Source organism: Halapricum desulfuricans, assembly GCF_017094465.1.
Taxonomy (GTDB): Archaea; Halobacteriota; Halobacteria; order Halobacteriales; family Haloarculaceae; genus Halapricum.
Genome location: NZ_CP064791.1, coordinates 717,661 through 744,021, shown reverse-complemented (window position 1 = coordinate 744,021; position 26,361 = coordinate 717,661). Strand labels below are relative to the sequence as shown.

General features: G+C 63.8%; 27 protein-coding genes, 1 tRNA gene and 3 pseudogenes. 18 read left to right on the top strand and 13 right to left on the bottom strand.

Translation table 11 applies throughout. From position 1 onward, the window contains the following. Positions 1-27 precede the first annotated feature (27 nt). On the bottom strand, positions 28-1,224 hold the full coding sequence (locus tag HSEST_RS03865) for an ABC transporter substrate-binding protein (RefSeq protein WP_229122256.1): 1,197 nt from the start codon (positions 1,222-1,224) through the stop codon (positions 28-30). A gap of 145 nt (positions 1,225-1,369) precedes the next feature. Between HSEST_RS03865 and HSEST_RS03860 the strand changes: the two genes are divergently transcribed. The 4 genes from HSEST_RS03860 (at position 1,370) to HSEST_RS03845 (ending at position 5,505) form a co-directional block, all read left to right on the top strand. Next, the gene (locus HSEST_RS03860) at positions 1,370-2,836 is read left to right on the top strand and encodes a methyl-accepting chemotaxis protein (protein ID WP_229122255.1); all 1,467 of its coding nucleotides are present in this window, start codon (positions 1,370-1,372) and stop codon (positions 2,834-2,836) included. A 101-nt stretch (positions 2,837-2,937) separates the two neighbouring features. Next, entirely contained in the window at positions 2,938-3,897 is a 960-nt protein-coding gene (locus tag HSEST_RS03855; protein WP_229122254.1) for a sugar phosphate isomerase/epimerase family protein, read from the top strand. Positions 3,898-3,979: 82 nt separating this feature from the next. Further along, the gene (locus tag HSEST_RS03850; RefSeq protein WP_229122253.1) at positions 3,980-5,080 is read left to right on the top strand and encodes a Gfo/Idh/MocA family protein; all 1,101 of its coding nucleotides are present in this window, start codon (positions 3,980-3,982) and stop codon (positions 5,078-5,080) included. Then, a complete protein-coding gene (locus tag HSEST_RS03845; protein WP_229122252.1) occupies positions 5,077-5,505 on the top strand; it encodes a DUF7124 domain-containing protein in 429 nt (142 codons plus the stop codon). Before HSEST_RS03850 ends, HSEST_RS03845 begins: the two co-directional genes overlap by 4 nt. 195 nt (positions 5,506-5,700) lie before the next feature. On the opposite strand, the gene HSEST_RS03840 is transcribed toward HSEST_RS03845, so the two are convergent. Both HSEST_RS03840 and HSEST_RS03835 read right to left on the bottom strand, forming a co-directional pair. Then, positions 5,701-6,138, bottom strand: a complete 438-nt coding sequence (locus tag HSEST_RS03840; RefSeq protein ID WP_229122251.1) for a transcription elongation factor Spt5 — start codon at positions 6,136-6,138, stop codon at positions 5,701-5,703. Then, complete coding sequence (locus tag HSEST_RS03835; protein WP_229122250.1) at positions 6,138-6,311, bottom strand: protein translocase SEC61 complex subunit gamma; 174 nt, start codon at positions 6,309-6,311, stop codon at positions 6,138-6,140. Before HSEST_RS03835 ends, HSEST_RS03840 begins: the two co-directional genes overlap by 1 nt. A 133-nt stretch (positions 6,312-6,444) precedes the next feature. Between HSEST_RS03835 and HSEST_RS03830 the strand changes: the two genes are divergently transcribed. Together HSEST_RS03830 and HSEST_RS03825 are read left to right on the top strand one after the other, a co-directional pair. Next, entirely contained in the window at positions 6,445-7,353 is a 909-nt protein-coding gene (locus tag HSEST_RS03830) for a GNAT family N-acetyltransferase (protein WP_229122249.1), read from the top strand. 60 nt (positions 7,354-7,413) lie between these two features. Beyond that, the gene (locus HSEST_RS03825; RefSeq protein WP_229122248.1) at positions 7,414-8,127 is read left to right on the top strand and encodes a type 1 glutamine amidotransferase; all 714 of its coding nucleotides are present in this window, start codon (positions 7,414-7,416) and stop codon (positions 8,125-8,127) included. On the opposite strand, the gene HSEST_RS03820 is transcribed toward HSEST_RS03825, so the two are convergent. The 3 genes from HSEST_RS03820 to HSEST_RS03810 form a co-directional block, all read right to left on the bottom strand. Next, a complete protein-coding gene (locus HSEST_RS03820) occupies positions 8,111-9,715 on the bottom strand; it encodes a GTPBP1 family GTP-binding protein (protein WP_229122247.1) in 1,605 nt (534 codons plus the stop codon). The two genes, HSEST_RS03825 and HSEST_RS03820, sit on opposite strands and share 17 nt — an antisense overlap. A 130-nt stretch (positions 9,716-9,845) precedes the next feature. Next, entirely contained in the window at positions 9,846-10,526 is a 681-nt protein-coding gene (locus tag HSEST_RS03815; RefSeq protein ID WP_229122246.1) for a phosphoglycolate phosphatase, read from the bottom strand. A 52-nt stretch (positions 10,527-10,578) separates the two neighbouring features. Beyond that, positions 10,579-11,148 (bottom strand): J domain-containing protein, encoded by a 570-nt coding sequence (locus HSEST_RS03810; RefSeq protein ID WP_229122245.1) that lies wholly within the window; start codon positions 11,146-11,148, stop codon positions 10,579-10,581. Positions 11,149-11,274: 126 nt separating this feature from the next. Here HSEST_RS03810 and HSEST_RS03805 point away from each other — a divergent pair, with 126 nt between their 5' ends. Beyond that, positions 11,275-11,454 (top strand): hypothetical protein, encoded by a 180-nt coding sequence (locus HSEST_RS03805; protein ID WP_229122244.1) that lies wholly within the window; start codon positions 11,275-11,277, stop codon positions 11,452-11,454. A gap of 48 nt (positions 11,455-11,502) precedes the next feature. On the opposite strand, the gene HSEST_RS03800 is transcribed toward HSEST_RS03805, so the two are convergent. From HSEST_RS03800 to HSEST_RS03785, 4 genes are all read right to left on the bottom strand, one after another. Beyond that, the gene (locus HSEST_RS03800) at positions 11,503-12,195 is read right to left on the bottom strand and encodes a class I SAM-dependent methyltransferase (RefSeq protein ID WP_229122243.1); all 693 of its coding nucleotides are present in this window, start codon (positions 12,193-12,195) and stop codon (positions 11,503-11,505) included. Between the two features lie 31 nt (positions 12,196-12,226). Further along, positions 12,227-13,072, bottom strand: coding sequence for an orotidine-5'-phosphate decarboxylase (gene pyrF / locus HSEST_RS03795; protein WP_229122242.1), 846 nt, complete (start codon positions 13,070-13,072; stop codon positions 12,227-12,229). Positions 13,073-13,150: 78 nt separating this feature from the next. After that, positions 13,151-13,855, bottom strand: coding sequence for a MinD/ParA family ATP-binding protein (locus HSEST_RS03790; RefSeq protein WP_229122241.1), 705 nt, complete (start codon positions 13,853-13,855; stop codon positions 13,151-13,153). A 72-nt stretch (positions 13,856-13,927) separates the two neighbouring features. After that, positions 13,928-14,752: an HD domain-containing protein gene (locus HSEST_RS03785; protein WP_229122240.1), complete on the bottom strand. Its 825-nt coding sequence runs from the start codon at positions 14,750-14,752 to the stop codon at positions 13,928-13,930. A 120-nt stretch (positions 14,753-14,872) separates the two neighbouring features. Between HSEST_RS03785 and HSEST_RS03780 the strand changes: the two genes are divergently transcribed. Together HSEST_RS03780 and HSEST_RS03775 are read left to right on the top strand one after the other, a co-directional pair. Then, positions 14,873-15,616 (top strand): DUF502 domain-containing protein, encoded by a 744-nt coding sequence (locus HSEST_RS03780; RefSeq protein WP_229122239.1) that lies wholly within the window; start codon positions 14,873-14,875, stop codon positions 15,614-15,616. A 4-nt stretch (positions 15,617-15,620) separates the two neighbouring features. After that, positions 15,621-15,833 (top strand): annotated as a pseudogene (locus HSEST_RS03775) (archease); the annotation flags it as partial. Between the two features lie 162 nt (positions 15,834-15,995). On the opposite strand, the pseudogene tnpA reads toward HSEST_RS03775, so the two are convergent. Next, a pseudogene (gene tnpA, locus HSEST_RS03770) lies at positions 15,996-16,448 on the bottom strand (IS200/IS605 family transposase). A 53-nt stretch (positions 16,449-16,501) separates the two neighbouring features. On the opposite strand from tnpA, the gene HSEST_RS03765 reads away from it, so the two are divergent. From HSEST_RS03765 to HSEST_RS03755, 3 genes and pseudogenes are all read left to right on the top strand, one after another. Further along, a complete protein-coding gene (locus HSEST_RS03765) occupies positions 16,502-16,657 on the top strand; it encodes a DUF2080 family transposase-associated protein (protein WP_229122238.1) in 156 nt (51 codons plus the stop codon). Continuing rightward, entirely contained in the window at positions 16,654-17,931 is a 1,278-nt protein-coding gene (locus HSEST_RS03760; protein ID WP_229122237.1) for a transposase, read from the top strand. The genes HSEST_RS03765 and HSEST_RS03760 overlap by 4 nt, the downstream gene beginning before the upstream one ends. A 28-nt stretch (positions 17,932-17,959) precedes the next feature. Further along, positions 17,960-18,175, top strand: a pseudogene (locus tag HSEST_RS03755) (archease); the annotation flags it as partial. 85 nt (positions 18,176-18,260) lie between these two features. Here the strand turns inward: HSEST_RS03755 and HSEST_RS03750 are convergent. Continuing rightward, a complete protein-coding gene (locus HSEST_RS03750) occupies positions 18,261-18,437 on the bottom strand; it encodes a hypothetical protein (protein WP_229122236.1) in 177 nt (58 codons plus the stop codon). Positions 18,438-18,721: 284 nt separating this feature from the next. On the opposite strand from HSEST_RS03750, the gene HSEST_RS03745 reads away from it, so the two are divergent. Beyond that, on the top strand, positions 18,722-19,087 hold the full coding sequence (locus tag HSEST_RS03745) for a DUF555 domain-containing protein (RefSeq protein WP_229122235.1): 366 nt from the start codon (positions 18,722-18,724) through the stop codon (positions 19,085-19,087). A gap of 55 nt (positions 19,088-19,142) precedes the next feature. After that, on the top strand, positions 19,143-19,685 hold the full coding sequence (locus HSEST_RS03740) for a CBS domain-containing protein (RefSeq protein ID WP_229122234.1): 543 nt from the start codon (positions 19,143-19,145) through the stop codon (positions 19,683-19,685). Here HSEST_RS03740 and HSEST_RS03735 read toward each other — a convergent pair. Continuing rightward, positions 19,682-20,074, bottom strand: coding sequence for a YlbF family regulator (locus tag HSEST_RS03735; RefSeq protein ID WP_229122233.1), 393 nt, complete (start codon positions 20,072-20,074; stop codon positions 19,682-19,684). The genes HSEST_RS03740 and HSEST_RS03735 overlap by 4 nt on opposite strands. Before the next feature lie 174 nt (positions 20,075-20,248). Between HSEST_RS03735 and HSEST_RS03730 the strand changes: the two genes are divergently transcribed. The 4 genes from HSEST_RS03730 to HSEST_RS03715 all read left to right on the top strand — a co-directional run bounded on the left by HSEST_RS03730 (position 20,249) and on the right by HSEST_RS03715 (position 26,164). Continuing rightward, the gene (locus HSEST_RS03730) at positions 20,249-23,344 is read left to right on the top strand and encodes an FAD-binding and (Fe-S)-binding domain-containing protein (protein WP_229122232.1); all 3,096 of its coding nucleotides are present in this window, start codon (positions 20,249-20,251) and stop codon (positions 23,342-23,344) included. Positions 23,345-23,408: 64 nt separating this feature from the next. Further along, positions 23,409-24,608, top strand: a complete 1,200-nt coding sequence (locus tag HSEST_RS03725; protein WP_229122231.1) for a helix-turn-helix transcriptional regulator — start codon at positions 23,409-23,411, stop codon at positions 24,606-24,608. 74 nt (positions 24,609-24,682) lie between these two features. Continuing rightward, positions 24,683-24,757: transfer RNA gene (locus HSEST_RS03720), tRNA-Glu, on the top strand. A gap of 945 nt (positions 24,758-25,702) precedes the next feature. Next, on the top strand, positions 25,703-26,164 hold the full coding sequence (locus HSEST_RS03715; RefSeq protein ID WP_229122230.1) for a hypothetical protein: 462 nt from the start codon (positions 25,703-25,705) through the stop codon (positions 26,162-26,164). The last annotated feature ends 197 nt before the right edge of the window (positions 26,165-26,361 follow it).

Genomic DNA, 26,361 nt, shown 5'->3' with positions numbered 1-26,361 from the left:
TCGCGACTGTCCCAAAAACAGCGATGTCTACTGTCGATCGAATGCCGTGACCAGTCCCGAGGCGGCCGCGTCGACGTCGCGGTCGGCGACGAACGACGACATCGCCGTCTTGAGCTCGATCAGTTGCTCCGGCCGGACACCGAGTCCGTGGGTGATCGACAGCGGCTGGGCGCGCGAGGACCCGAAGTTCGCGTGTTGGTCCTGGAGGAAGTCGGTGAACTCCCCCATCGACACGTCCGTCCGCGGGGGGATCGACCCCTTCTTGCGGTTGAACCGCCGCTGGCCGTCCGGCGAACCGACGTACCGCAGGAACGTCTCGACGGCATCGGCGTCGGTCGTCTCCGACGCGATCACCGCATCCATATTCATCGCGTACATGCCTTCCGTACCCGGGAACGGGACGTGCTCCCAGTCGGAGCCATACTCGAATCCGTCAGTCTCCGTGTAGGCGCCCGCGGCCCAGTCACCCTGATGGAAGAACACCGATTCGCCGTCGATGAACCGCTCGTTTGCGTCCGTCAGCGAGACGTACAACGCGTCGTCGGTGGCCAGATCGGCGTACTCTGACACGATATCCAGCGCGTCCGCGATTGCCCCTCGGTGGCTCGCCGCCGCGCCGTCGGCGACGGACTGATAGACCTCGTGTCCGTGCTCGCCGAGCAGGACCGTCTCCCACAACTGGAGGACCGTCCAGGGGTTTTTCATCGGGAGCAACATCCCGACTCGCCCGGTTTCGGCCTCGACCTGCTGGAGCATCTCGACGAATCCCCGGGGCGAGGAGACCCGGGAGGGATCCACGCCCGCCTGGGCGGCCAGATCGACGTTATAAAAGAGGTTGTTGATCCGGTGGATGTTCAGCGGGACGGCGTGATAGGCGCCGTCGAACGCCGCCGCGTTGCGGGGGCCGTCCAGGTACGCCCGTTCCATGTCCGAGTCGGTCCAGGTCTCCGAAATATCCGCGAGGACGTCGGCCTCGACGTACGGCATGAGATTCTTGCCCGGCCATTCGATCCAGACGTCCGGCGGGCTCTCCTTGAGGATGCGACTTTTGACGGTCAAGCTGAGGTTTTCGTCGGTCACGTCCTCGAGTGAGACGCCCGGATGACGGCTCTCGAACCCGTCCAGGAGTGCGTTGATCGCGGCCTCGCCGTCTCCACCGACCATCCGGTGTAAGAGCTCAGCCCCCGAGCGGACAGCGGCGGACCGAGTGCCGGAATCTGACATGTTCTCGGGTTTCGTCCGACCGATATTGAACTTATCGGCGCGGTTTTCAGGACTGGTAGTGGTGTTACCCGACACGATACGCAGCCGAAACAGATTCTGATAATTAGCAGAAGGATATATACGTTCGATCACGAAAGACAAGGATATGCGACTCTCCCTCGACCGCGTGACGGCCGCTGCGCTCGCGGCGCAGTTCGGACACGCACTCTATCAGGCTCTTCTAGTTCGTGTCGCTTCCGGACCGGTGTACGCGCTGTTTGCGGCCGCGGGATTCCTCGTCGCCGCGGCCGCGCTGGTATACGCCGTCCGGCGAATCGAGACCCGGTTCGAGCGGCTGCAGGCGACGATCGATTCGCTCACCGGCGAACGGCAATCGCTCGCTACCGAGCGGGACGAACTGCAGGAGGAAGTCACGACACTCGAACGCCAGCTGGAGGACGCACGATCGACCGGTGCTGATCGACGGCAGCCCGGCGGATCGCCAGTCCAGGCGACGACCGACGGCGGCGTACCGGCCGCGGACGGCACGGATCCCCTGGAGGCACACGCGACGGCGATCGAGCGGATCAGTGAGGGCGATCTCCGCCAGCAGCTCGATACGGACGCGACCGACGGGTCAGCGACGGAAGCCACCGGGACGTTCAACGAGATGATCGCGTCCTTCGAGCAGACGATCGACACGGCGAGCGAGTTCAGCGGGGACGTCGCCGACTCGAGCCAGCAGGTGACGACGGCGACCGAGGCGGTCAGAGAGGCCAGCGAGAACGTCGCGTCCTCGATCGACGAGATCGCCGCCGTATTTCAGGACCAACACCAGCAGATCAGCCGCATCTCCCGGGAGATGGGCGAGATGTCCGCGACGATCGAGGAGATCGCCGCCTCCAGCGACGAAGTCGCCGAGAAAGCCGACCGGACCGAGCGCCACACCGTCGAAGGGATCGACGCCGCGCGCGGCGTCGTCGACGCGATGGACGAGACGAGCGACCAGACCGAAACCGTCGTCGAAGCCGTCGAAACACTCGACGGACAGATGCAGGAGATCGGGCAGATCGTCGAGATGATCGACGATATCGCCGAGCAGACGAACATCCTCGCGCTCAACGCCTCGATCGAGGCCGCCCACGCGTCCTCGGGCGAGGAGACCGGGTTTGGGGTCGTCGCCGACGAGGTCAAGAACCTCGCCGAGGAGACGAAAGACGCGACCGACGAGATCGAGGGACTCATCGGCGAGATCCAGGATCAGACCGACGAGGCCGTCACGGAGATCAACGAGATGCAAGCGACCGTCGAAGCGGGGCGTGAGGACGCCCAGGAGGGGCTCGACGCGCTCGAATCGATTCTCGAGCACGTCGAACAGACGGCGAGCGGCGTCAAGGAGATCTCCAACGCGACCGACGACCAGGCCGCATCCAGCGAAGAGGTCGCTTCCATCGCCGATCAGGCCGCCGAGACGAGCCGTGAACACGTCGAGGAGGCCGAACACGTCGCCGCGATCGCCGAAGAGCAGACCCTCGCGCTCGGGGAGATGTACGTCAACGCGAAGATGCTCACGATGCGCGCCCAGCAGCTGACGACGCTATTCGACCGCTACGAGACCGGTAGTGGGGACTGACACGTAGCGAGCGGAAGCCCACCCCTTCAGGGGAGAGGATGTCAAAGACCGCTGCGTCCTCGGGCTGTACCTTTACTACGGAGCCAGTCGTTCATCCAAGTATGGATGTCGGCGTCCTGACCGTCCCGCTCGGGGACCAGCCACGCGAATCGGCCTTCGAATATCTCGCCGATCTCGGCGTCGATACGGTCGAACTCGGCTGTGGCGGCTATCCCGGACAGGATCACCTCGACCGGGCAACGCTACTGGCCGAGCCCGACGCGCGGACCGCTCTTCGCGAGGATCTGGACGCTCACGACCTGCGCGTGAGCGCGCTTGCGACCCACAACAACCCGCTCCATCCCGACGAGGAGCGGGCGAGCGAGGCCGACGCGGAACTGCGCGAGGCGATCGAACTCGCGGACCGCCTCGATATCGGGACAGTGACCTGTTTTTCGGGACTGCCTGCCGGCGGCCCGAACGACGAAGTGCCCAACTGGGTGACCGCGCCCTGGCCGGGCGAACACGCAGAGGCCCACGAGTACCAGTGGGAGGTCGCCACCGAATACTGGCAGGAGCTGGCGAACTACGCCGACGAACGCGGGGTCGACCTCGCGATCGAGATGCACCCGAACATGCTGATCTACGAGCCGACGGGACTACTGGAGCTGCGTGAACGGACGAACGAGCGCGTCGGCGCGAATTTCGATCCGTCGCACCTCTACTGGCAGGGCATCGATATCACCGACGCGATCAGACTGCTCGGCGACGCGATCCACCACGTCCACGCCAAGGACACCCGGATCTACGACGCACAGGCCCGGACGAAGGGCGTGCTGGACACGACGCCGTACGACGAGGTCGCCGACCGGTCCTGGCTGTTCCGGTCAGTCGGCTACGGACACGGCGAGGACCACTGGCGGGACGTCGTCTCGACGCTTCGGATAGTCGGCTACGACGGCGCGCTCTCGATCGAGCACGAGGACGCGCTCACCTCGGCCAGCGAGGGCCTCGAAAGGGGCGTCGAGCTGCTCCAGCGCGTCGTCTTCGAGGAGCAACCCGGCGACGCGTTCTGGGCGTGAGAGGGGCTGCGGCCCACCGCCGGGGGATCGTTGCTGCGATCCGTCGCCAAGTTATTTTGCTGTGCGTGGCGACGTGTCGAACATGACGCTCTCGATCGGGATGCTCGGCTATCGGTTCATGGGTCGGGCCCACGCGAACGCCCTCGCTCGATTGCCGATGTTCTTTCCGGACGCGCCGGCTGTCGAACGGGACGTACTCATCGGACGGGACGAATCCGCCCTGTCGGAGGCGGCCGACAGACTCGGGTTCACACGGATCGCGACCGACTGGCGAGACGCCATCGACGAGGTAGACGCCTTCTACAATCTCGGGCCGAACCACCTCCACGCCGAGCCGTCGATCGCGGCGCTCGAAGCCGGTGTACCCGTCCTCTGTGAGAAGCCACTCGCGGCCGACGACGCGGCCGCCGAACGGATGGCACGAGCAGCCGCCGGTGCTGACGTCCCGACAGCGACGGCGTTCAACTACCGGTATGTCCCGGCGATCCAGTACGCGAAGCGATTGCTCGATGCCGACGAACTCGGCGAGATTCACCACTTTTACGGGCGCTACCTCCAGGACTGGTTGGTCGATCCCGACGCGCCCTGGAGCTGGCGACTCGACGCCGACCTCGCCGGTAGCGGCGCGCTCGGCGACCTCGGCGCGCATACGATCGATCTCGCGCGATATCTCGTCGGCGACATCGCCGAGGTCAGCGGGCAGTTACAGACGTTCGTCGACGAGCGGCCGGCGCCGGACGGCGACGGCACGCGTGAGGTGACCGTCGACGACGCCTACAGCGCGCAGGTGACCTTCGAGAGCGGCGCCGTCGGGACGCTCGAAGCTTCGCGGTTTGCGACCGGCCACAAGAACGACCACACGATCGAGATCCACGGTTCGAAGGGGAGTCTGCGATTCGGCCTCGAGCGGCTGAACGAACTCGAAGTGAAATTCGAGGACGACCGCGGCTACCAGCGCGTACTCGTGACCGACGAGGACGATCCCTACGGCGACCGGTGGTGGCCACCAGGACACGTTCTCGGGTGGGAACACACCTTCGTCCACGAGAACTACGAATTCCTGACTGCCGTCGCAGAAGGAGAGGAGTACCGGCCGAACTTCGCCGACGGCGCGGCCGTCCAGCGCGTGTTGGCAGCGGTCGAGAAAAGCGACGAGCGCGGTGAGCGCCTGAAAGTTGAATGAGCGCTGATAGCAACACTGACACGGGTGAGTTGACACTCGCGTTCTCGCTGTCGGCCATCGAGTGGCTTGGGGACCCGAACGCGGTATTCGAGGACGCACAGAGCTGGAGTCGATACATCGGTCTGATCGACGACGACACCGAACGGATCGAGCGAATCGTTGCGGAACACGATCTCCGGCAGGATTTCGACCTGGAGGATCGGGACAGGTGGCTCACCCTCGAAGAAATACGCGAGGCGACGCCGACGCCACGGCACGTCTACGTCGGAGCGAGCGACGACGATATGCGAGTCTCGACCATGTTCGACTGGGAGTACGTCCGCGTCACCGAGGCAGCCGAGAAAGCCGGTTGGACGGTCTCCGAGCCGTCCGAGCCGGGACTCGTCGCTCGGCTCCTGACAGTCGTTCGAAGCGTGATCGAGTGACAACCAGTGGAGAAAGCTGCGACTCGCGCCGCTCGTCGCAGAATTATCGCTCTTCAGAGTCGAGCACGCGGATCTGGTCGCCCCGCACTATCACGTGGCCACCTTTTTCTTCGTCGGGTTCGCTCACCATGTTCGCGAACCACTCCTTGAAAAAGCTGGACCAAAACGCTGCGACTCGCGCCGCTCGTCGCAGAATTATCGCTCTTCAGAGTCGAGCACGCGGATCTGGTCGCCCCGTACTGTGACTGGGATCGGGACCGTCGCCTCGTACAGTTCGACGGTCACCTGGTCTTTGCCCTCGTCGATGCGCTGGACCTGAGCCTTCTCGCCCTTGAACGGGCCGGCGATGAGTTCGACGATGTCGCCCTCCGCGATTCCCTCGACATCGGGTTTCGGCGAGAGGAAGTGCTCGACCTCCGTGATCGAGGACTCGCCCTGGACGACGCCGTTGGCGTGGGGAATCTCATCAAGGATGCGCTCGAAGACCGAGGCGTCGTCGGCCTCGACCATCACGTAACTCGTCAGTGAGTCCGGCGCGAGCGCGGCATGGATCTCGTCTTCCTCGCGGGTGATGATCATGTCCGCGACGGTCCGCTCCTGGCTGGCCGTGGTCTTGACGGCGTAGATCCCCATCAGGGACCACCCGGAACGAACGACATGAACGCGAAGATCACGAATCCGAGCAATCCGACCAGGAGAATCCCGGCCCCGGCGATCTTGGCCACCTGCGAGAACTCCTCCCAGGACGGCGTACTCGCCAGTTTGAGGACGCGGATGTATGACGAGAGCTCTGTCGGGACGTGCATATCCGTGAGTAACCCGTCAGGACTTTTTTATCTATCTATCTCGGTCCCCCCGTGAGGAACGTCCCCGATCCGGTGTCGCTTCTCGGAGAGAGACAAAACAGATTGAAGGCACGGGCAACCGCCATCTTCTGGTATGCCAGCGCCGCGTATCCGCCAGGCCCGAGCGGACGATCGCGACGACGTCGTCGCGTTCACCCGAGAGACGTGGTCCGATCGGGATGTCGATGACTACATCCCACGCGTCTTCGAGGAATGGATCGAGGCCGACGGACCGGAGCAACGCACCGTCGTCGCGGAGATCGACGGGACCGCTGTTGGAATCTGCCAGGGGGTCGTCCTCTCCGAGCACGAGGCCTGGTTGCAGGGGATGCGCGTCGACCCCGACCACCGCGGAGCGGGGGTCGCGCTGTCGATGATGGAAGCCCTGCTCGCGTGGGCGCGCAAGCAGGGCGCATCGGTCGCACGCGACATGGTCTTCTCCTGGAACGACGGCGGTCTCGGTCTGTCTCGGGCCGCCGGGTTCGGAGCGGCGACGGAAGGCCGGTGGGCCCAACCCGCCCCGGACCCGAGCGCCAGCCCGGACCTGGAGCTATTCGACGACCCCGACGCGGCCTGGGGCCACTGGCAGCGCAGCGACGCCCGCGATCTGCTGTCCGGACTCGGCGTCGATCCCGACGAACCCTGGTCGCTTTCGGAGATCACTCGCGAGCGCTTTCGGAGTGGGTGTGAACGCGTCATTGCGCTCGGAGACGAGGCCGGCACGAGAGCGACGACCGCGCGAATCCGTCGACGCGAGCGCGAGGTCGAGGGAGGCGGTACCGAGACGTGGGCCGTCTACGGCCACAGTTCGTGGGACAGCCCCGACGCCGCCCGGGCGCTGTTCGACGCCATCGCCGCCGACGCCGCCGATCTCGGGGTCGATCACACCCGCGTCCTGATTCCGGAGACCTGCCGGCACGTCTCGGAAGCCGCAGCAGCGGACGGACGGATCTCCGACGAGCCGTTTTTCGTCCTCGAAGCGGACCTGACGGGACCACCCTAGCGCAACCGCTACCCATGGGGCGTAACCTATTTCGCTGTTGTGGCCATACTGTACAATATAATGGTCGAATTCGCGCTGCTCGACGCCTCGGTCGGAGACACGCCAGTGCGACGGAACTTCCGGCGGGAGCTCCCGGGCGACGTGACGGTCTTCGAGGTCAGTGAAGGTGAGCTGCCCTCAGAACCCGACAGATTCTCCCTCGACGGCGCGATCATCAGCGGTTCGCAGTGTTCGACCTACGACGACCAGCCGTGGATAGCCGACACGGAAAATTGGGCACGGGTGGCCCACGACGCCGGGATCCCGATGCTCGGGATCTGCTGGGGCCACCAGTTGCTCGCGGAAGCGCTGGGCGGACGGGTCGCCGACATGGGCGAGCTCGAACTCGGCTACCGGACTATCCGGCGCGTCGGCGCGTCGCAGCTGTTCAACGGCGTCTCACGGACGTTCACCGCCTTCGAGACGCACACAGACGCCGTCGTCGAGCTTCCCGAAGACGCCCGCGTGACCGCGCGCAACGACACGGGGATCCAGGGGTTCCAGTTCGGGCGGACCTACGGGGTGCAGTTCCACCCTGAATACGACATGGAAGCCGCCCGATGGGTCATCGAGGGCAAAGATATCCCCGAGGAAGACAGACGAGCGGTACTCGAGACCGTCACCGAGGACAGCCACGCCGCGGCCGCACAGGCGCGGCTGGTCTTCGAGAACTTCCGTCGGGTCGCCGCCGGCGAACGAGGCTGCCGGATCGGTCCAGTCACTCCGGACCAGTGACCTCGGTGACGGTGCCGACGCCCTTCGAGCGGCCCTCACGGAACACGAACCGCTGTCCTTCCTCGATGCAGTACGGGCGGAACTTGAATCGAACACGTGCACGTCCGGTGTCGCCGGGCAACAGCTGTCCGCCCTCGGGGTAGAACGCGGCCGCCTCGCTGACGGTTTCGAGGTGGACGACCGGCTCGTAGCCGTCGCCGATCCGCGTCGGATGGTTCAGGACCATCACCTCGGCCTCGAACTCCCGAACCGGCGTCGGATCGGCTTCTCGAGGGAGGAGGACCATCCCGCGCTCGACATCGGCCTCGCGGACGCCCTTGAGCGCGATCCCGACGATCCGGCCGGCCTCGGCCTCGTCGACGCGGTGGTAGTGCATCTCGATCGAGCGGGCCTCGACTTCCCGGAAAGAGCCGTCGGCCATCGGCCCGAGCAGGAGTTCGTCGCCGGCCTCGACGCGTCCGGAGTGGATCGTCCCCGAGGCGACCGCACCGACGCCGCTGACCTTGTAGGTCCGGTCGATGTACATCTCGAAGTCGCCGTCGGCGGCGGTCTCGGTCTTCGGCAGTCGCTCGAACAGTTCGTCGAGCGCCCCCAATCCGGTGCCCTCGACTGCCGAGGTCCGCAGGACCGGCACGACCGTCTCGGAGATCTCCTCGACCGCCGCGTCGACCCCGTGGCGGGCGACCGGGAGCGGCGTCTTCTCGGCGTCACGGAGCAGTCGCTCGACCTCGCGTTCGACCTCGTCGACGCGTTCGTCCCCGACGAGATCGACCTTGGTGATCGCGACGATCGTCGGCAGTTCGGTCGCCAGCAGGATCCCGAGATGCTCTCGGGTCGTCTTCGTCGGGCCGTCGTCGGCCGCGACCGTCAACAATCCGTAATCGAGTTTCTGGCCGACGATCCCGCGGATGGTCGTCCGCAGCCACGGTTCGTGGCCGACGGTGTCGACGAACGAGACGAGTCGGTCGGCCTCTTCGACTACGCGAGCGCGATCCGACTTCCGGTCGGGGTTGTCCATCCTGACCGGCCCGTCCTCGTCGAAGCCGTAGACGCCGTAGGAGAGGTCCGCCGAGAGGCCCCGCTCGATCTCGTGGGGGCGGACGTCGAGATACGAGCGGGTCCCGCCCTGCCCGTCGTCGGCCTGACCGGTCACCAGCGACCCGACGAGCGTCGATTTGCCGTGATCGACGTGGCCCGCCGTCCCGACAACGATGTGCTCGTCGTCGGCCAGTCGCGTCCCCTCTCTGATCGTCGCGACGCCGACGATCCCGCCGCGGTCGACGCTCCAGGTCTGGACATCGGCGATGTGCGCGTCGGCCTCCTCGGCCAACAGTGAGAGCACGTCCATCGACTCGGAGAACGTCTCGGGTTCGATCCCGGCGAGCCCGCCGTCGTCGGTGACGCCGACGACGTACGTCGCCTCGCCGTCGCCGCTCAGGACGCGGTGGCGCAACTGCGCCGCGAGGCTCTCGAAGCGTCCCTCCGTCGCGTGGAGGTCCTCGCTGAGTCGCTCCTTGAACTCGACGTTCCCCCCTTCCTGTTCCCCGCGTTCGAGTGCGCGCTCGAGGGCGGCCCGGTCCGCGCTCATGCGCGTGGGTAACGCGGGACCTGACATAAGCCTTCCCCGCAGACTGGACCGTAGAGGTCTGTATCGCTATATATCCGCAGTGGCGGCGTAGGACGATCGTCTCACTACCGGGGCGGTCATCTGTCGACAATCAGCGCGAGTCGGCTCCGATCGCTTCCAGGAAGCCGTCGGCGTAGTTGCTGTCAGTCACCCGATCGGCCGCCGCGAGCGCCGCATCGTCGGCGTTCGCGACCGCGACGGCCTCACCCGCAACGTCGAACGTCGAGACGTCGTTCTCGGAGTCACCGACCGCCAGAAACGCTTCCGGATCGACGCCGAGTTCGCCGGCGACGACTTCGAGCCCCCGGCCCTTGCTCACGTCCGGGGATTTCACGTGGTAGGCGTAGCCGGTGTCGACGACTTCCAGACCGTGTTCGGCGGCGATCGACTCGAGCGGTGCCAGCGGTTGGTCACGGGCGACGGCGATTTCGGTCTCGCGCCACCGATTGACGAAATCTATTTCTCGCCACCCCAGACTGTACCCGGCCTCGACGTACGCGTCGGCGACTGCCGCCGCAGCCTCGCGATCGCCCTCGAATCGGAGCGTGTCGGTCTCGGCGAGGGCGACGACTCCACCGTTCTCTGCGATGACCCGGCCCTCGATTCCGACGAAGTGACAGAGACCGATCGGATACGGCAGAGACTTGCCCGTCGCGACGACGACCGGTGCTGGCCACTCCCGTAGCACTGGCAACGTCCGGTGGTCGATCGCACCCTGGCCGTCAGTCAGCGTTCCGTCGATATCGACCGCGAGCGGCGGCACGTCCGTCATATCGGTTCGTCGGTGCGGAGCACTATCGGCCTTGCGTATTGTCGCCCGTCCGCTATTCGCCCGAGAGGCGCTCGTATGCGGCCTTGACGCGCTTGAACTGCGCCTCGTCGCCGTCCTCGGTGTCCGGATGCACAGCTTTGACCTTCTCCCGGTAGGCCCGTTTGATCGTCTCCTGCTCGGCGTCGGGTTCGACGCCGAGCGTGCGGTAGGCCTCGGCGGCTGTCGGACCGTCGCGACTAGACGGGGCGCGAGCCCGGCGGCCGCGGGGATCGCGTTGGCTGGGGTCAGCCCGGCGGCGCTGGCCGGAATTGCCGGCCTGGCGCCACCGGTCGCGACCGCCCGGCGGCTCCCAGTCCTCGCGAGGTCCGGCTCCGAATCCCCCGCGCCCACCGGTTCGACGGCGGCCGCGACCCGCGTTCCGTTCGGCCTGGCGCTGGACGCGCGCATAGAGACGGGTAGCCAGCCGACCCGTACCGTGAATCCAGAGGAGGTAGGCCACGACACCGAACACTGCCGCGACCGCGAGCACGAGCGGGTTGTAGACAACCCCGAGGACCGCGAGCAGGACCGCCATCCCGCCGAACGCCGCGGCGAGGCCGACCAGCAGGCGTGATTCGTCCACGACTGCGATTCGGCGCGGCGACGCCTAAACGTCCCGGCAACGGCAGAGCGTGTCGGGAATCCGGTTCCGTGTCAGGGTCTGCCACCGACAGGTACTCTGAAGCGTCCGGAGATCCTATGTGTGTATATGAGTGTCTCCGGACTCTGTGAGATCTGCGGGAAGCCGGACATCGAGCACACCTGCAATCGGTGCGGGCAACTCGTTTGTGAGCGACATTACAACGCGGAGATGGGCGTCTGTGTTGAGTGTGTGTCCGAGATCAGCGGTGGGACCGAACGGGACGACGTAGACACCTACCGGTTCTGAGAACGAGCCAATTCGGTCGGTGATCCCATTAATTCGAGCGAATGTCGTTCAACCCGGCGTGCAGACGAAGACGGTCCGATCGTCGCTCGGCCCGTACCCGTCAATCGGTTCGATTTCGAGGCCGTATTCCGACAGTGCCGCTGCAATGTCAATATCTTCGAAAGGAGTCATCGGCCGCGTGTCGGCACAGACCTCGCCGTCGGGCGTGACCACGAGCTGATCCCAGGCAAGCCGGCCGCCGTCGGGGTTCATCTGAACGAGGCGGGCGTACGTTCCGGCGTCGGTCTCACCGATATCGATCGCGACTTCGTTGCCCTCCGGCGGCAGCGGCGAGTTGTCGAACACGAGGACGCCGTCCCCGGAGAGGTGCGCGACCATATCCTCGATTGCCGGCCCCAGTTGTTCGGGAGGCAAATGGTTGATCACGCCGCGGATCGCGACGACGAGATCGAACTCCCGGTCGACAGGGATGCCGGGGACGCCGACCGCGTGATACTCGACGTCGGCCTTCTCCCGGGCGCGGGCGAGCATCCCCTCGTTCGGATCGATCGCGGTCACGTCGTAGCCGGCCTCGGCGAACCGTCGGGTGTGCTCGCCGGTGCCACAGCCAATCTCCAGCAGGGCCAGGTCGTCGGGATCCCGGTCGTGCAGTTCCCGGACGAACGCGCAGTCGCGATTGTAGTCCCACTCCGACTGGATCGCGTCGTAGAGTTCGGGGTAGTCGGTGTACAGCCGCTCCATATCCCGGCAAGCACAGCGGACCGAATAACCGTTACCGATATTCGTTAAGTCGCTCGGCGAGCTGTCGGGCCGCCTGTCCGGCCGCGCCGAAATAGGCGTCTGCGCCGCCGCGGGCCTCCTCGCCGGCGAAGATGATACCGCGCGAGGAGTTGACCAGCCCGACGCCCGGCGCGTCGTCCGCGTCGGACCACCGCGCCGTCAGCCCGTGCTCGACGGCCGCTTCGGCGTCCCCGCCCTGTGCGCCGACGCCGGGCACGAGAAACGGGACGTCGGGAACGATCTCGCGGATCGATTCGAGTTCGTCGGGGTTGGTCGCGCCGACGACGAGGCCGACGTTGCCGTTCGCGTTCCAGAGGTCCGCGAGCGCGGCGACGCGCTCGTACAGCGGCTCGCCCGAGGACAGTTCCAGGTCCTGCAGATCCGCGCCGCCGGGGTTGGAAGTCCGACAGAGGACGAACACGCCCTTGTCTTCGCGCTGGAGGAACGGCTCCAGGGAATCGCGACCCATGTACGGGTTGACGGTGATCGCGTCGGCGTCCAGCCCGTCCGGGTCGAGGGTGTCGGCGTACTGGCGGGCCGTGTTCCCGATATCGCCGCGTTTTGCGTCTAGCAGGACTGGCACGCCCTTGCCGTGAGCGTAGGCGATCGTCTCCGCAAGCGCAGCCCAGCCGTCCGCACCCTCGTAGAAGGCCGCGTTGGGCTTGTAACAGGCGGCGTGCTCGTGGGTCGCGTCGATGATGCGACGGTTGAACTGGAAGCGCGGCAGGTCGGCGTCGGCGACGTGTTCGGGGAGGCGATCCGGATCCGGATCCAGCCCCACCGAGACGACGCTGTCGACGGTCGCGATGCGCTCGGCCAGTCTGTCGAAGAACGTCATTGCAGGCATTCGGACGGATGCTCACTCAAAGATTGCCATCGCCGTCGAGTGTCCCGCCAGTGCGGCCAGAAATCGGACTCACTCGTCGCTTGAGGTCTGTCGGTGGAGCGTCGTCGCGAGTTGTCGGTAGGCCTCGGCGAGGTCGGTGTCGGACGCCTCCATCACGACCGGTTCGATCTTGCTGGCACCCGGATCGTTAGGCAGCAGCTCCAGCAGCGGCAGTTCGATCTGTTCGCGGACGCGATCGAGGTCAGTCTCGTCGGTCACACGGTTGACGACGACGCCCAACAACGTTCCATCGACCTTCTCGACGACTTCGGCAGTCTTGCGCGTATCGACGATCGACGTGTCGTCCGGTGTCGAGACGAGGGCGACACCGTCCGCGAGTCCGAACGGAACCAGGACCTCGTGGCTCAGACCGGTCCCGGTGTCGACGATTACGGTGTCGTACTCGGGGGAGAGAGCGTCGATCACCGTCCGCAGTTCGGCCGGATCGGCCTCGGTCAGGTACGCGATCGAGTCGCCACCGGACAGGACATCCAGTCCGGTGTCGGTGGTCACGATCGCTTCCTCGGTGTCGGCCTCCCCGGCCAACACCTCGTGAATCGAGGTCTCGATCTCGAGTCCGAGCACGTCGGCGACGTTTGTCGTACCGAGATCGGCGTCCACGAGCGCGACCGAGAAGCCGGCCGATCGCAGCGCTGACGCGACGTTGATCGCCGTAACGGTCTTGCCAGCCCCCCCTTTCGCACCACCGATCGTCAGTACAGTTGCCTCGGTCACAGCGAAACGATCCGCCCCGACGATCAAAAGCGTTCTGACGCCACCCCGACGCCCCGTGGGAATCGGACGTGCTTACAGCTCGATCCGCTCGACGATCCGATCGCCTTCCTGGTGGGTGTTGACCGCGACGATTCGAATGTCGTCTTCCAGCCCCGAGCCGCGCAGTTTCGCCTTGAGCAGGTTGTCGACCTGATAGACACCGGCGGCGTTGTTCATCTCGATCTCGACGAGGACGACGCTGTCGGCGCCTTCCTGAAGACGGACCGTTTCGATCGCCTGACTGGAAACTGTATTGATCCCCCGACCGCCGTGCTCGTAGGGGATCCGCGAGCGCCCTCGCTCCATATCGAGCGCGTCGGCGACCCTGACGACCCCAGCTTCGGTCGTGAGCGGCTCCTCTTCGGTATCGTGACAGAGAATCGCATGCAGGATCTCGCCTTTGAGTCTGACCCGCTGCTCGATGTCGTAATAGGGAAGTTCCGGGAGAAGCCGGTCGAGCACGTCCGCAGCCAGCGGTATCGAGTAGTACGGGTGCTCGTCCCGGTGGACGATATGGCCGATGTCGTGCAGCGTCGCCGCGAGCGCGATGATGACCCCCTCGTCGGCCGCAGCGAGGCCCTGATCGGCCGCCCCGTTGAACGGGACGGCACCGCGCTTGAGCAGGTCGTAGAGACATAGCGCACGGTTTCGCACGATAGTGATGTGTTTCGGCCCGTGATCGTTGTACCGCTTTCGCGCCACGGGATTGACGTTCTGCGCCGACAGCAGCGCCTGAATCTCCGGGTCGTCCTCGATCCGTCCGAGCACGTCGTTGACCCGCTCGTCCGGGAACGCGTGATCCGCGTCGGGGTCGTAGACACGCCCGGCCGCGGCGTCATCCGAATCCTGGTCGTCCATACAGTGTACTGTCCGTCGCCGGCGGAAAAACGCTTGGCGGTCGTGTCGGCCGTGTCCGGTGGCCGGACGACCACCGCGTGGCGACCGATTTTTGTGGTCCCGTCCTGAGGGTGCAAACGGATGCAGACCGATTCCGAGCGAACAGACGAGCAGCGAGGCGTTCGCGAGCAGATACGGGCGGCCATGATCGGCGGCCTGGCCGTCACGGTCCCGATACTGGTGACGGTGTTCGTGCTCAACTTCGCGATGAATCTGTTGCTCGACTCGGTCGGGCCCCTCGCCACGCTGTTGCAGGTGCTGGGCATCGACAGCGACATCGCGTCCAAGCTCGCTGCGCTGGTAACGCTGCTTGCAATTATCTTCCTCATCGGGTTCGCCACCGAACGGAGTCGCGCGTCCCGTCGGATCGAGCGGGCGTTCAACCAGGTTGTCTCCGAGATACCCGGAGTCGGAGCGATCTACAGTAGTTTCAACGAAATGAGCGACCTCCTGCTGGACAGTGATGTCCAGAGCTTTCAGGAAGTCAAACTCGTCGAGTACCCTGTTGAGGGATCGTATTGCGTGGCGTTCGTGACCGCCGACACGTCCCAGAACATCCGCGACGCGACGGGGATCGGGGAGATGACGACACTGTACCTGCCGATGGCCCCGAACCCGGTCATGGGTGGATTCGTCGTCCACGTCGACGACGAGAAAGTATACGACATCGACATGACGGTCGAGGAAGGCATACGATCGGTGGTGACTAGCGGCGTCGCAGTCAACAGTTCCGAGGACGTGGCGGTCGAAGGTGTGCTGGGCACCGGCGACCAGTCGATCGTCGAAAACGTCTCGGAACGGCTCTCCGACACCGACAGCAAGTGAACCGATGAGCTACGAACTGCGCGAACATACGGCCGACATCGCCGTCGAAGCCACTGGGGAGACGATCGATGCGGTCTTTGGGGCGGTCGCTGACGGTCTCGCTGCCGCGATGTACGACGAGCCGCCCGGGAAGGGAGACCGATTCGAACTGACTCGAACGGCCGAGTCCCGGGAGGCGCTGCTCTTTGATTATCTCGACGAACTTATCTACAGGCGGAGCAGGCCGAGTGCCTCGGGGTCGTACGGAAATCGGAGATTTCCGTGATGGGCGTGGGACGAAGTCCCACGAACCTGCGAACGGCGCAAGCGCCGTGAGCAGATGACGAGAATCTCCGATTCTCGAACCACTTGACCCCGAGGGTGAAGGCCGTAAGCCCCGTTAAACGTGTTCCGTGCGCTCAATATACTGCTCAATCGTGTCGGTCGAAACATCGCCTGCCGTCCCAACGTAGTACGATTCCTCCCAAAATCCGCCAACCCACAGATACTCCTCCAAGAACGACTCGTGCTGTTCCCACATCTCCCGCGCCGTGATGCTCTTGACCGTTCGCACAATCTCGCTCGGCGCGTGCTTCGGGTGGGCGGAAAGGAACAGGTGTACGTGGTCAGGAGAGATGTGGAGTCGTTCGAGAGACTTCGTCTCTCGTGATCACGAAAATCTCCGATTTTCGGACGACGACAGAATCTCGTAGCCGTACTCGTCGCACACGTCGCGGAAACTTGCTTCCAACGAGTCCTCGATTGGTTCGAGGATGGCGTGTCGGTACTTCGGACACCACACGAAGTGGCAGTTGACGTTGTACACCGTGTGGTTCGACCGCTTTTCGCCCATATCGAACCCACTCCACCGACACAGTTAAGTATATCCAAAGGATATACACAGGTATGGGGAACCGGTTTGAAATCGACGGCGAGGAAGTTCTCGACGGCGAAGTCAAACCGTTCGGGAACAGCGCCCACGTCACCGTCCCCAAACGCTGGCGTGGAGCCGACGTGAAAGTCGTCCGAACCTCAGAACCCGCCGAACAAGACGAAGAATGACCGACTCACAGACTCTCGTCAAGACGCTGGACTTCCAACTCAACATCCAGAGTGACAACGAGAGCCTGCTGTACGATGCCACCCTCGAAGCGCGGTCGGTGTACAACGAAACCATCCGTCTCGCCAAGCAAGGCGTGAACTGGGATACCATTCCCGACCGCGTGGCCGACGACGCCGACCTCGTGAAAAACACGACACAGCGCGTCGTCGCCAAAGCACTCGGCGCGATGGAGAACTACTACGAGTACGACGACTTCGGTCAGCCGAGTCACACCAAGGACGGCGCGTACCCGCTCCGGGCGAACTACGAGGAAGGGTACAACCTGTCGCTTACCGACAACGGTGATGTAGCGTTCCGCATCAGCGCGAAGCCGTACAAGCACGTCACGGGCGTTCTCGAAGGCGACGACGCCCACCTCGACATTCTCAAAACAGCACTCGAAAGCGACGAGTGGAAAATTGGGACGGCAGAAGCACTGTTCCACAACGACACCCCCGAGTTGCACGTCAACGTCACCAACACCGAGCAGACCGTTCGGGACAAGCAGGACTCACGAACAGTCGTCGGCGTGGACGTGAACGAGGACAACGTGGCCCTCACCGCGCTCTCCGAGACTGGCGTCAAAGACACGTTGGTCATCGACTTCCCCGAAATCAAGTTCGAGCGCCACCGCTACTTCACGATGCGGAAGCGCGTTCAGAACGCGGGGAAAGACAGTATCCACGACGTGCTGGAAGGGCGTGAGGAACGGTTTGTCCGCGACCGACTCCACAAGGTGAGTCGTCACATTGTGGAATGGAGCCGTCAGTTCGAGACGCCGTGCATCGTCTTTGAAGACCTCAAAGAGATGCGCGACAGTATCGACTACGGCACGCGGATGAACCGACGCTTGCACCACCTCCCGTTTCGCGCCCTTCAGTTCTATACGTCGTACAAGGCGTCGTTCGAGGGGATTCCGACTGGATGGATTGACCCGTACAAGACGAGCCAGCGGTGTCCGCTGTGCGGGCACGCCGAACGAGCGAACCGCAACAAGAAGCGGTTCAAGTGTCGGTCGTGCGGGCATCAAGACCACAGCGACCGTGGTGCAAGCGTGAATATCGCCGTGAAAGGTATCAAGAATCATCAGGATTGGAATGTGCCTGCTCTCAACAGCCTTCCCACCGTGCGGAAGGTGCGACGGCAGGCATCGGGGGCCGTGGACGCCCCGACCGTGACCCACGATTCCGTTCGAGGTTATCAGACCGATGGTATCGTGGGAGTGTCCGACTAACCCACGGGAAGCCTCGGGGCTTGACCCCGAGGCGGTTCACCAGCGAGACGTCAGAGCTGTTCTCCCGATCGAAAACGAGGCTACAATCCGAGAGACCGACGAGGGCTGGACGGTAGAAGCCAGCGCACGGGGCGTCCCGCTGTCGTCGATCACCGCTCGCGAAGTGAAAGCCGTTACCTACTCCGAAATGCAACTGGAGCCGGTGGCCGACGGCTGGCGGGCGTACGTCGTTTTCGACGTCTGAGACAGGAATTCGCGCTGTTACCGCTATGAACAACGTGGGATGCCCCTCGCGCAATGCTTGCGACAGTACGGCGGAAGACGACTGATCAGGCCTGTTCGGTGGTCCGTTCGTAGGCGGCTTCGACTCGGTCGATCGCCCGGTGAACCGGGACGGCGACGCCCATCTGACGTGCGACGAGTGCGATCGGTAGCATGACGAGACCGACCAGTACAGTCAGTTGGTACAGTGCGAACAGGGTAGCGCGGTACAGCCGTGATTCCATCGGTTTGTCCTCGACCGGATGTGGGCTGCTCACGGTATATAACTATTTCTGACTGAAATATGGTAGTTTAACAGATAGTGACAGACTACAGCACCGGAGTCATGCGATTCAGGTAGGGTTGGGCTACACTCAAGTAGATGTGATTTTCTCCGGAGCGATGGGTAATCGAGCGGTTGGAGATGGCGGGCGTAGCTATAAGTTATAGCCATTATCGGGATGACGTGCGCACCGGGCGTCGTGGCGAATTATAAAACACCAAGAGGCTCGGGCCGGAAGGGACGGGTATGAATTACCTCGTCGCAATGGAAGCAGCTTGGTTGGTACGAGACGTCGAAGACATCGACGACGCGATCGGTGTGGCGGTCAGCGAAGCGGGGAAGCGGTTGAACGACCAGGAGATGGATTACGTGGAAGTCGAGGTCGGTGCGACGGGCTGTCCGGCCTGTGGCGAACCGTTCGACTCCGCGTTCATCGCTGCCGACACGGCCCTGGTCGGCCTCGTGCTGGAGATGAAGGTGTTCAACGCCGAAAGCCAGGAACACGCCCAGCGCATCGCCAAAAGCGAGGTCGGCGGCGCACTCCGTGACGTCCCGCTGAAGGTCATCGAAACCGTCGAGTTCGAGGACGACGAGGAAGAAGCCGAAGCGTAGCGGTCGCCCGACGACTGCCGGTACCTTTTTGTATTACCTCTGGTTATACAGAGGTATGAAACTGCCAACGCCGGAGGACCTGCGCGAACGGCGGACGGAGCTCGATCTCACCCAGAGCGAGCTCGCCGAGCGAGCCGAGGTGTCTCAGCCGCTGATCGCCCGGATCGAGGGCGGGGATGTCGATCCACGGCTCTCGACGCTGCGGCGGATCGTCAACGCGCTGGAGGAGGCAGAGGGGAGCATCCTCCGTGCGGCTGATCTGATGAACGAGGCGGTCGTCAGCGTCGCGCCGGACGATTCGGTCCACCAGGCCAAGGACGTCATGGACGAGAAGGGCTACTCGCAGGTGCCGGTGATCCGGGACGGCTCGCCGATCGGGCTGATCGGCAACACCGACATTCGGCAGCGGCCCGAGGAGAACGTCGGTGACCTCCCGGTCGCGGAGGTCATGCACGAGTCGATCGCACAGGTCGAACCCGACGCCACGATCGACGAGATCGATACCTATCTCGACCACAAAGACGCCGTCCTCGTGGTCGAGAACGGCCAGACGCGGGGGATCATCACTGACGCCGACATCGCCGCACACGTCTCCTAGTCCTGACAACAGCTCCCGGCCTGTTCGCCGAAGTCCACGGCGAGCGGCTGAGATATCAAGTCGTCGAGTTCCTGGAGTCGGTTTTCGAGTGCGGCCTGCTTCCGGAGATACGTCTTCATGACGGGGAGCGCGTGGAGGCGACGTTTGGCGTCTGTCAGCGCCTGCTTGTCGCTGTCCTCGGCCTGGTTCGTCTGCCGAGCGACCAGATACTCCTCGCGTACCTGTTCGAACTCCTCGATCCGTTCCTGTGCCTCTCGGTCGGATTCGACCTCCGATTTGGCGTCGAGATACGCCTGGTATTCCGGCAGGCTAGTGATCGCGTCGCCGAGTTCTCGCGCGAGTCGGTCGGCGTCCGTGTCGGTCGTCGGTGTCTCGGTATCGATGCTCATGGGTCAACTCTGCTGCCGTGGTAGTTTGAACGTCCGGGAACCCACCGTCGGTTGCTGATACTCGTGGATCGCGCACCCAGGTGTATGCGGACCCGAAGCAACGACGAAAGTGGGGTAGGGGCAGCGCTGAGCGATAACGTGGGTTTAATCGGTGTTGGGTCGTAGCCAATCCGTATGGGAACCAGCGACCGGGTTGAGCCAGGAGTTCCACGACCGGACCCTGCGAGGGACGACCGGGCGAACTACGACTACACAGCCGGCGAGGTGGAGCGGCCGGGGCTCGTATCTGACCTGCGCTCGCGTGTCTCGGGGGACGTCCGCTTCGACGAGTACACGCGCCAGCTCTATGCAACCGACGCCAGCGCCTACGAGGTGACGCCGATCGGCGTCGTCTTCCCGACCGACACCGACGACGTCGCCGCTGTCACGGAGTACTGTGCACGGCGTGACATCCCGGTGCTGCCACGCGGAGGCGGCACGAGTCTCGCCGGACAGACCGTCAACGAGGCCGTCGTCCTCGATTTCTCGCGGTATATGACCGACATCGTCTCGGTCGATACCGACGCCGAGACCGCCCGAGTGGAGGCGGGGACCTACCTCGAAGATCTGAACGAACACCTCGCCGAGGACGGACTGAAGTTCGGCCCAGACCCGGCCTGGCGGGACAAGAGTGCCGTCGGCGGGGCGATCGGCAACAACTCCTCGGGATCGCACTCGCTGGTCTACGGAATGACTGCCGCCTACGTCGAGAGCGCGGAGGTCGTCCTCGCGGACGGAACGGTCACCGAACTGGGCGAGGTGACCCTTGAGGAACTCGCCGAGCGGGCCGATCCTGACGGCGACATCGAGGCCCGGATCTGTGCGACCGTCCAGCGCCTGATCGAGGAGGAGGGCGACGAGATCCTGGATGCGTTCCCGGACCTGAAGCGCAACGTCTCCGGGTACGACATCGATCGGATGGTCGAGCAGGCCCACGAGGAGGGGACGGTCAACCTCGCGCGGCTGCTGGCCGGCAGCGAGGGGACGCTGGCGACGATCACCGAGGCGACGCTCGGCCTGGAGACGGTCCCGGAGACCAAATCGGTCGCGCTGCTGTTCTACGAGGATCTGGTCGAGGCGATGGAGGACGTCTCGATCATCCTCGAACACGATCCCTCCGCGGTGGAGGTACTCGACGACGTCCTGCTGGATCTGGCGGCCGACACCGAGGAGTTCGGTGATCTCGTCGAGGAGATCCTGCCGGCGGGCGCGAAAGCGACGCTGCTGGTTGAGTTCTACGCCGACAGCGACAGCGAGGGCGAGCGCAAGGTCGCAAACCTGCTTGCGGATCGGGTCCCGGGCGTCGAAACGGTGGCCGAGCCAGATGCGGGGGCCGCCGAGATCACCGACGCCGACCCGATTGCCTTCGACGCGAGCGAGGCACACGACGACGAGCGTCGGAGTCGCTTCTGGAAGCTCCGCAAATCCGGCCAGCCCACGCTTCTGGGCCGGACGACCGACGAGAAGCACATCTCCTTTATCGAGGACATGGCCGTCCCGCCGGAGAACCTCCCCGAGTTCGTCACCGACTTCCGGGAGTTGCTCGCCGAGAACGACACCTACGCGAGTTTCTACGCCCACGCGGGCCCGGGTTGTCTGCACGTCCGGCCGCTGGTCAACACGAAGACCCCCGCTGGCGTGGCACAGATGCGGTCGATCGCCGAGGGCGCGACGGATCTGGCAGTCACGTACGGCGGCAGCGTCTCCGGCGAGCACGGCGACGGTCGGGCTCGCAGCGAGTGGAACCAGAAACTGTACGGCCAGCACGTCTGGGAACTGCTGCGCGAACTCAAGGCGGCGTTCGACCCCGACTGGCTGCTCAATCCCAGCCAGGTCTGTGGGTACGCGCCCGACGAGGAACTGCCCGAAGACACGCCCGAACGGGCCCGAGTCGCCTCGATGACCGAACAGCTCCGGTTCGACCCGGAGTACGAGCTGGATATTCCCTTCGAGCCGACGCTCAACTGGGACAACGACAACGGCATGCAGGGGATGGTCGAACTGTGCCACGGCTGTGGCGGCTGTCGGGGCCCCCAAGAGACGACAGGCGGGGTGATGTGTCCGACCTACCGCGCGGCCAACGAAGAGATCCAGGCGACGCGCGGGCGGGCGAACATGCTCCGGCAGGCGATGAGCGGGGACCTGCCGGACGACCCGCGTGACGAACAGTTCGTCGACGAGGTGCTCGATCTCTGTGTCGGCTGCAAGGGCTGTGCCAAAGACTGCCCGAGCGAGGTCGACATGGCCAAGCTGAAAGCCGAGGTCAAACACGCACACCACGAGGAACAGGGCCCGGGACTACGAGACCGGATCTTCGCCAACGCCGACACGCTCTACCCGCTGGCCAGCGCGCTTGCGCCGCTGTCGAACTGGGCACAGAAGCTCCCGGGGACCGGTCTCGTCCAGGAGAAGCTCTTCGGGATCGCCCGCGAGCGGGAGTTCCCGCCGTTCTACCGGAACACGTTCGTCGATCGGTTCGCCGATCACGAGCGGACCGTCAGCGAGGACGAGGCCGACCGGAAGGTGTTGTTGTTCCCCGACACCTACACGAACTACAATCGACCGATGGCGGGGATGGCCGCCGTCGAAGTGCTGGAGGCCGCAGGCGTCTACGTCGACGTGCCGACGGACGTCGTCGACAGCGGCCGTGCGGCCCACTCGAAGGGCTTTCTCGATAAGGCCCGCGAGCACGCCGAGCACAACGTCGAGTACTTCGCGCCGAAAGTCGAGGACGGCTGGGACATCGTGGCCGTCGAACCCTCCGAAGCCGTGATGTTCCAGCTCGACTATCTGGATCTGCTCGCCGGCCACGACGTCGAGCGCGTCGCGACGAACACCTACGGCGTCGCGGAGTATCTCGACACCTACCGACTCGACGAGCGTATCGACTTCGACGCGCCCGAGGAGACGCTAACCTATCACGGCCACTGCCACCAGAAATCGACCAAGAAGGATCACCACACGGCGAACGTCCTCCGGCGGGCCGGCTACGCGGTCGACGCGCTGGATTCGACCTGTTGTGGGATGGCTGGTTCGTTCGGCTACGAGGCCGAACACTACTCGATGAGCAAGGCGATCGGTTCGATGCTGTTCGATCAGATCGACCGCAGCGACGGCGACTCCGTGGTTGCCCCCGGAGCGTCCTGTCGCGGACAACTCAAAGATCACGAGGAGACCGAACCCCCGCATCCGATCGAACGGCTCGCCGACGCGATCGAAGAAACCGCGTGACGGCGTCGGTACACTCCGATCGTAACACAGTACTTAACTATCGGCCATGGATCTATACGCATAGATGGTACGCTGGTCGGGCGGTCTCGCGCTCGTGTTCGTGCTAACGCTCGCCGCGAGTGTGGCCCTCGGTCTCCCGGCGAGTGCCGAGGAGTATCGAGGTGTCGACAGCGACTGGGGAGCGGAACCGACCCGGCTCGCGGAGACGACGAGTACGGGCGCGGTCACGGAAACGGAACTGATGGCCGCCCCGTCGGAGTTCGTCAGGACGACTCACGAGTTGACCGTCTACCGGAACGGCAGCGTGCGCTGGACGGATCGTCACGTGCAGCCGCTGAACAACGAGAGTGAGATCGAAGCCTACCGGAACTACTCCGAGCGGTTCAACGCCGAGCGGACGGACATCTACACGCAGTTTCGTGAGACGGCCAGCCAGCTGACTGCGCGCGGTACGGAGGCCACCGACAGGCGGATGAACGCGACCGACTTTTCCCGTCGGGCGTACGTCTCCGAACCCGGCGAAGGCGGCGTGACGCTCGGTCACCAGGGCGTCGTCGAGATGTCGTTTCTGTGGACGAACTTCACCGAACAATCGGGACAGCGACTGCGCATCGGGGACGTGTTCACGAACGGCCTCGCGCTTGGCCCCGACGTGCGGTTCGTGATTACCAGATCCGACGCGTTGCGGTTTACCGTCGTCGAACCGGCACCGGGGACGATGTCCGGCTCGAATATCACAACCAGCCGGACGATTACCTGGTCCGGCGAACGCGAGTTTAACCCGTATCGTCCGCTGGTGAGACTCGCACCGCCGTCCACGGATAGGGCAACGAACACGACGGTCGCCCCGGACGACGGGGACGGCCTTCCGATGTGGCTGCCGATCGTGGCGGTCGTGATCGTCGTCGCGGGTGGCGCAGGTGCGATCTGGCGTCTCGCCCAGCGTCGCCCGGACACGACGACCGACCCCCAGGAGGCGGGCGCCGCCGAGCAGGCGAGCGCCGGATCGTCGGCGGTCGAACCCCAGGAAGTGCTGTCTGATTCCGAACGGGTGAAGTCACTGCTGGACGAACACAGTGGCCGGATGCGCCAGTCCGAAATCGTCGAGGCGACCGACTGGTCGAAATCGAAGGTGAGCATGTTGCTCTCCGATATGGAGGACGACGACGAGATCACCAAGCTCCGTGTGGGACGTGAGAACATCGTCAGCCTGCCAGGTCACGAGCCGGACGCTGCCGGTTCACCCTTCGAAGACGAGGAGTGAGTCTGGGAGACATCGGCATACGGCGATCGGAAACGGAACGGTTTTACGTATCTCCCCGCTACCGTCGAGTGCACGCTCTGGTGGTGTAGTCCGGCCAATCATATTGCCCTCTCACGGCAATGACCAGGGTTCAAATCCCTGCCGGAGCACTCTTCTGAGGAACGAAGTGACGAAGAAGGAAACGCACAAAGGGATTTGAAGTAGAGAAACGCGAACAGTGAGCGTTTCACGTGGTTCAAATCCCTGCCGGAGCACTTTTGCGACGATCCCTACCTGCGATTTCACTACTCGTGACGTGGAAAGTTAATCCATATCCAACGGCAAGCACGTCGCTGACCCGCGAATCGACCCCGCGCAGTATGGCGATTTCACGAGAACTATCGTCGCCATTTCGGCAAGCGGAAACACCGACCTTATCCCGACGCCTTCGGGCGAATTTACGGACTTCGATGTTCCCTGGGCAAGCAACTGGGTCCGGAGGATGGGCGATGAGCGACCTCGAAGACGTCTCAGTCGTCACCGAACCGTCCGCGGAGCACCTCAACAAACGACAGCGCGTTGACGATCGCAACCAGCGCGAGGGCACCTCCACTTCGGAGAGAATCCTGACAAATCCGAAGGGTACGCATTCGCGACTGTCAAGTGTCGCTCCCGCCGCATGGACCAGTTCTACCGCTGGGTCTGAAAGCAGGAAAACGGCTGGAAAATTCCGAGCCTCGTCTGGGCGGGTCTCGACGCCGGGCTGCGTCCCATCGAGGTGAACGTCGAGAATCTGGCGTGCGTCTTCGGCCACTGCCTCCCGTCGGCCGCGTCCATACTGCTTGGTTATCGGGATGAACAAATGATTGCTTTCCCTACACTGAGTAAAGGAGAGATTGTTTCAGGAATAGGTTCTGTGCAAGGAGTGCGCGTTCTATCTTGCACGGGCGCTATTGACCTACCCAACTTCTGTCAGAAGCATCCTGACCGATACAGAGGATGGTCAACACATTCCGGAGTTATTCAGAGAACACTGGTGATCACTTCGGAGTCGTATTGACTGAAATGGTCATCTAGTCAATCTTTATTTGAGTGGCTACTCTACCACTCGTTGTATGTCCCCGAATGTTTCACGCCGCCAGATCTTGGGGTTTATCGGTGCTTCAGCGTTTGCCGGCTGCTCTGAGTTATCCTCTTCTAATAACGAAACAACGCTTCCGATCTTGGTCGCGGTTGAGCTTGCGAATGCCACTGATCAACAGCAGACGTTCAAATTTCGGGTGAAGCGAGCGGATGCTCTTGATGAGGAACCGAAAACAGTCACGAACAACGAACGCACCGTCGCTGCGACCTCGACGGTAAGGATTACTCACGGCTGGGAAAAGACCCCTGGCGATTATGCACTCGAATATAAGGTAGGGACGGGTGACTGGACCCAGAGCAATATCACAGCGAGGCTCACTCAGAGAGAACAGATTTGTTACGAGCGACAAATTCAGATTGACCCCGATGAGGATACCAATTCGTTCAATGTGACTACAGTAACAAATGTTGATGCACCCTGTCCTGAGGAGTAAGCTATCGGTTGGCAGTGTGCCTGTATCGAACAATCTGACTGGGCATCTCACACTCGTGGTCCAGTGACCGATACGCGCACTGTACGCAGCACTCACAAGACAAACTACCTGATTAGTGTCAGAAGCAATCTGACCGATACAGAGGTTCCAATCAGCAGATCGAAGTGGCTACTGTGCTCATAGACGTTCCGATCGGT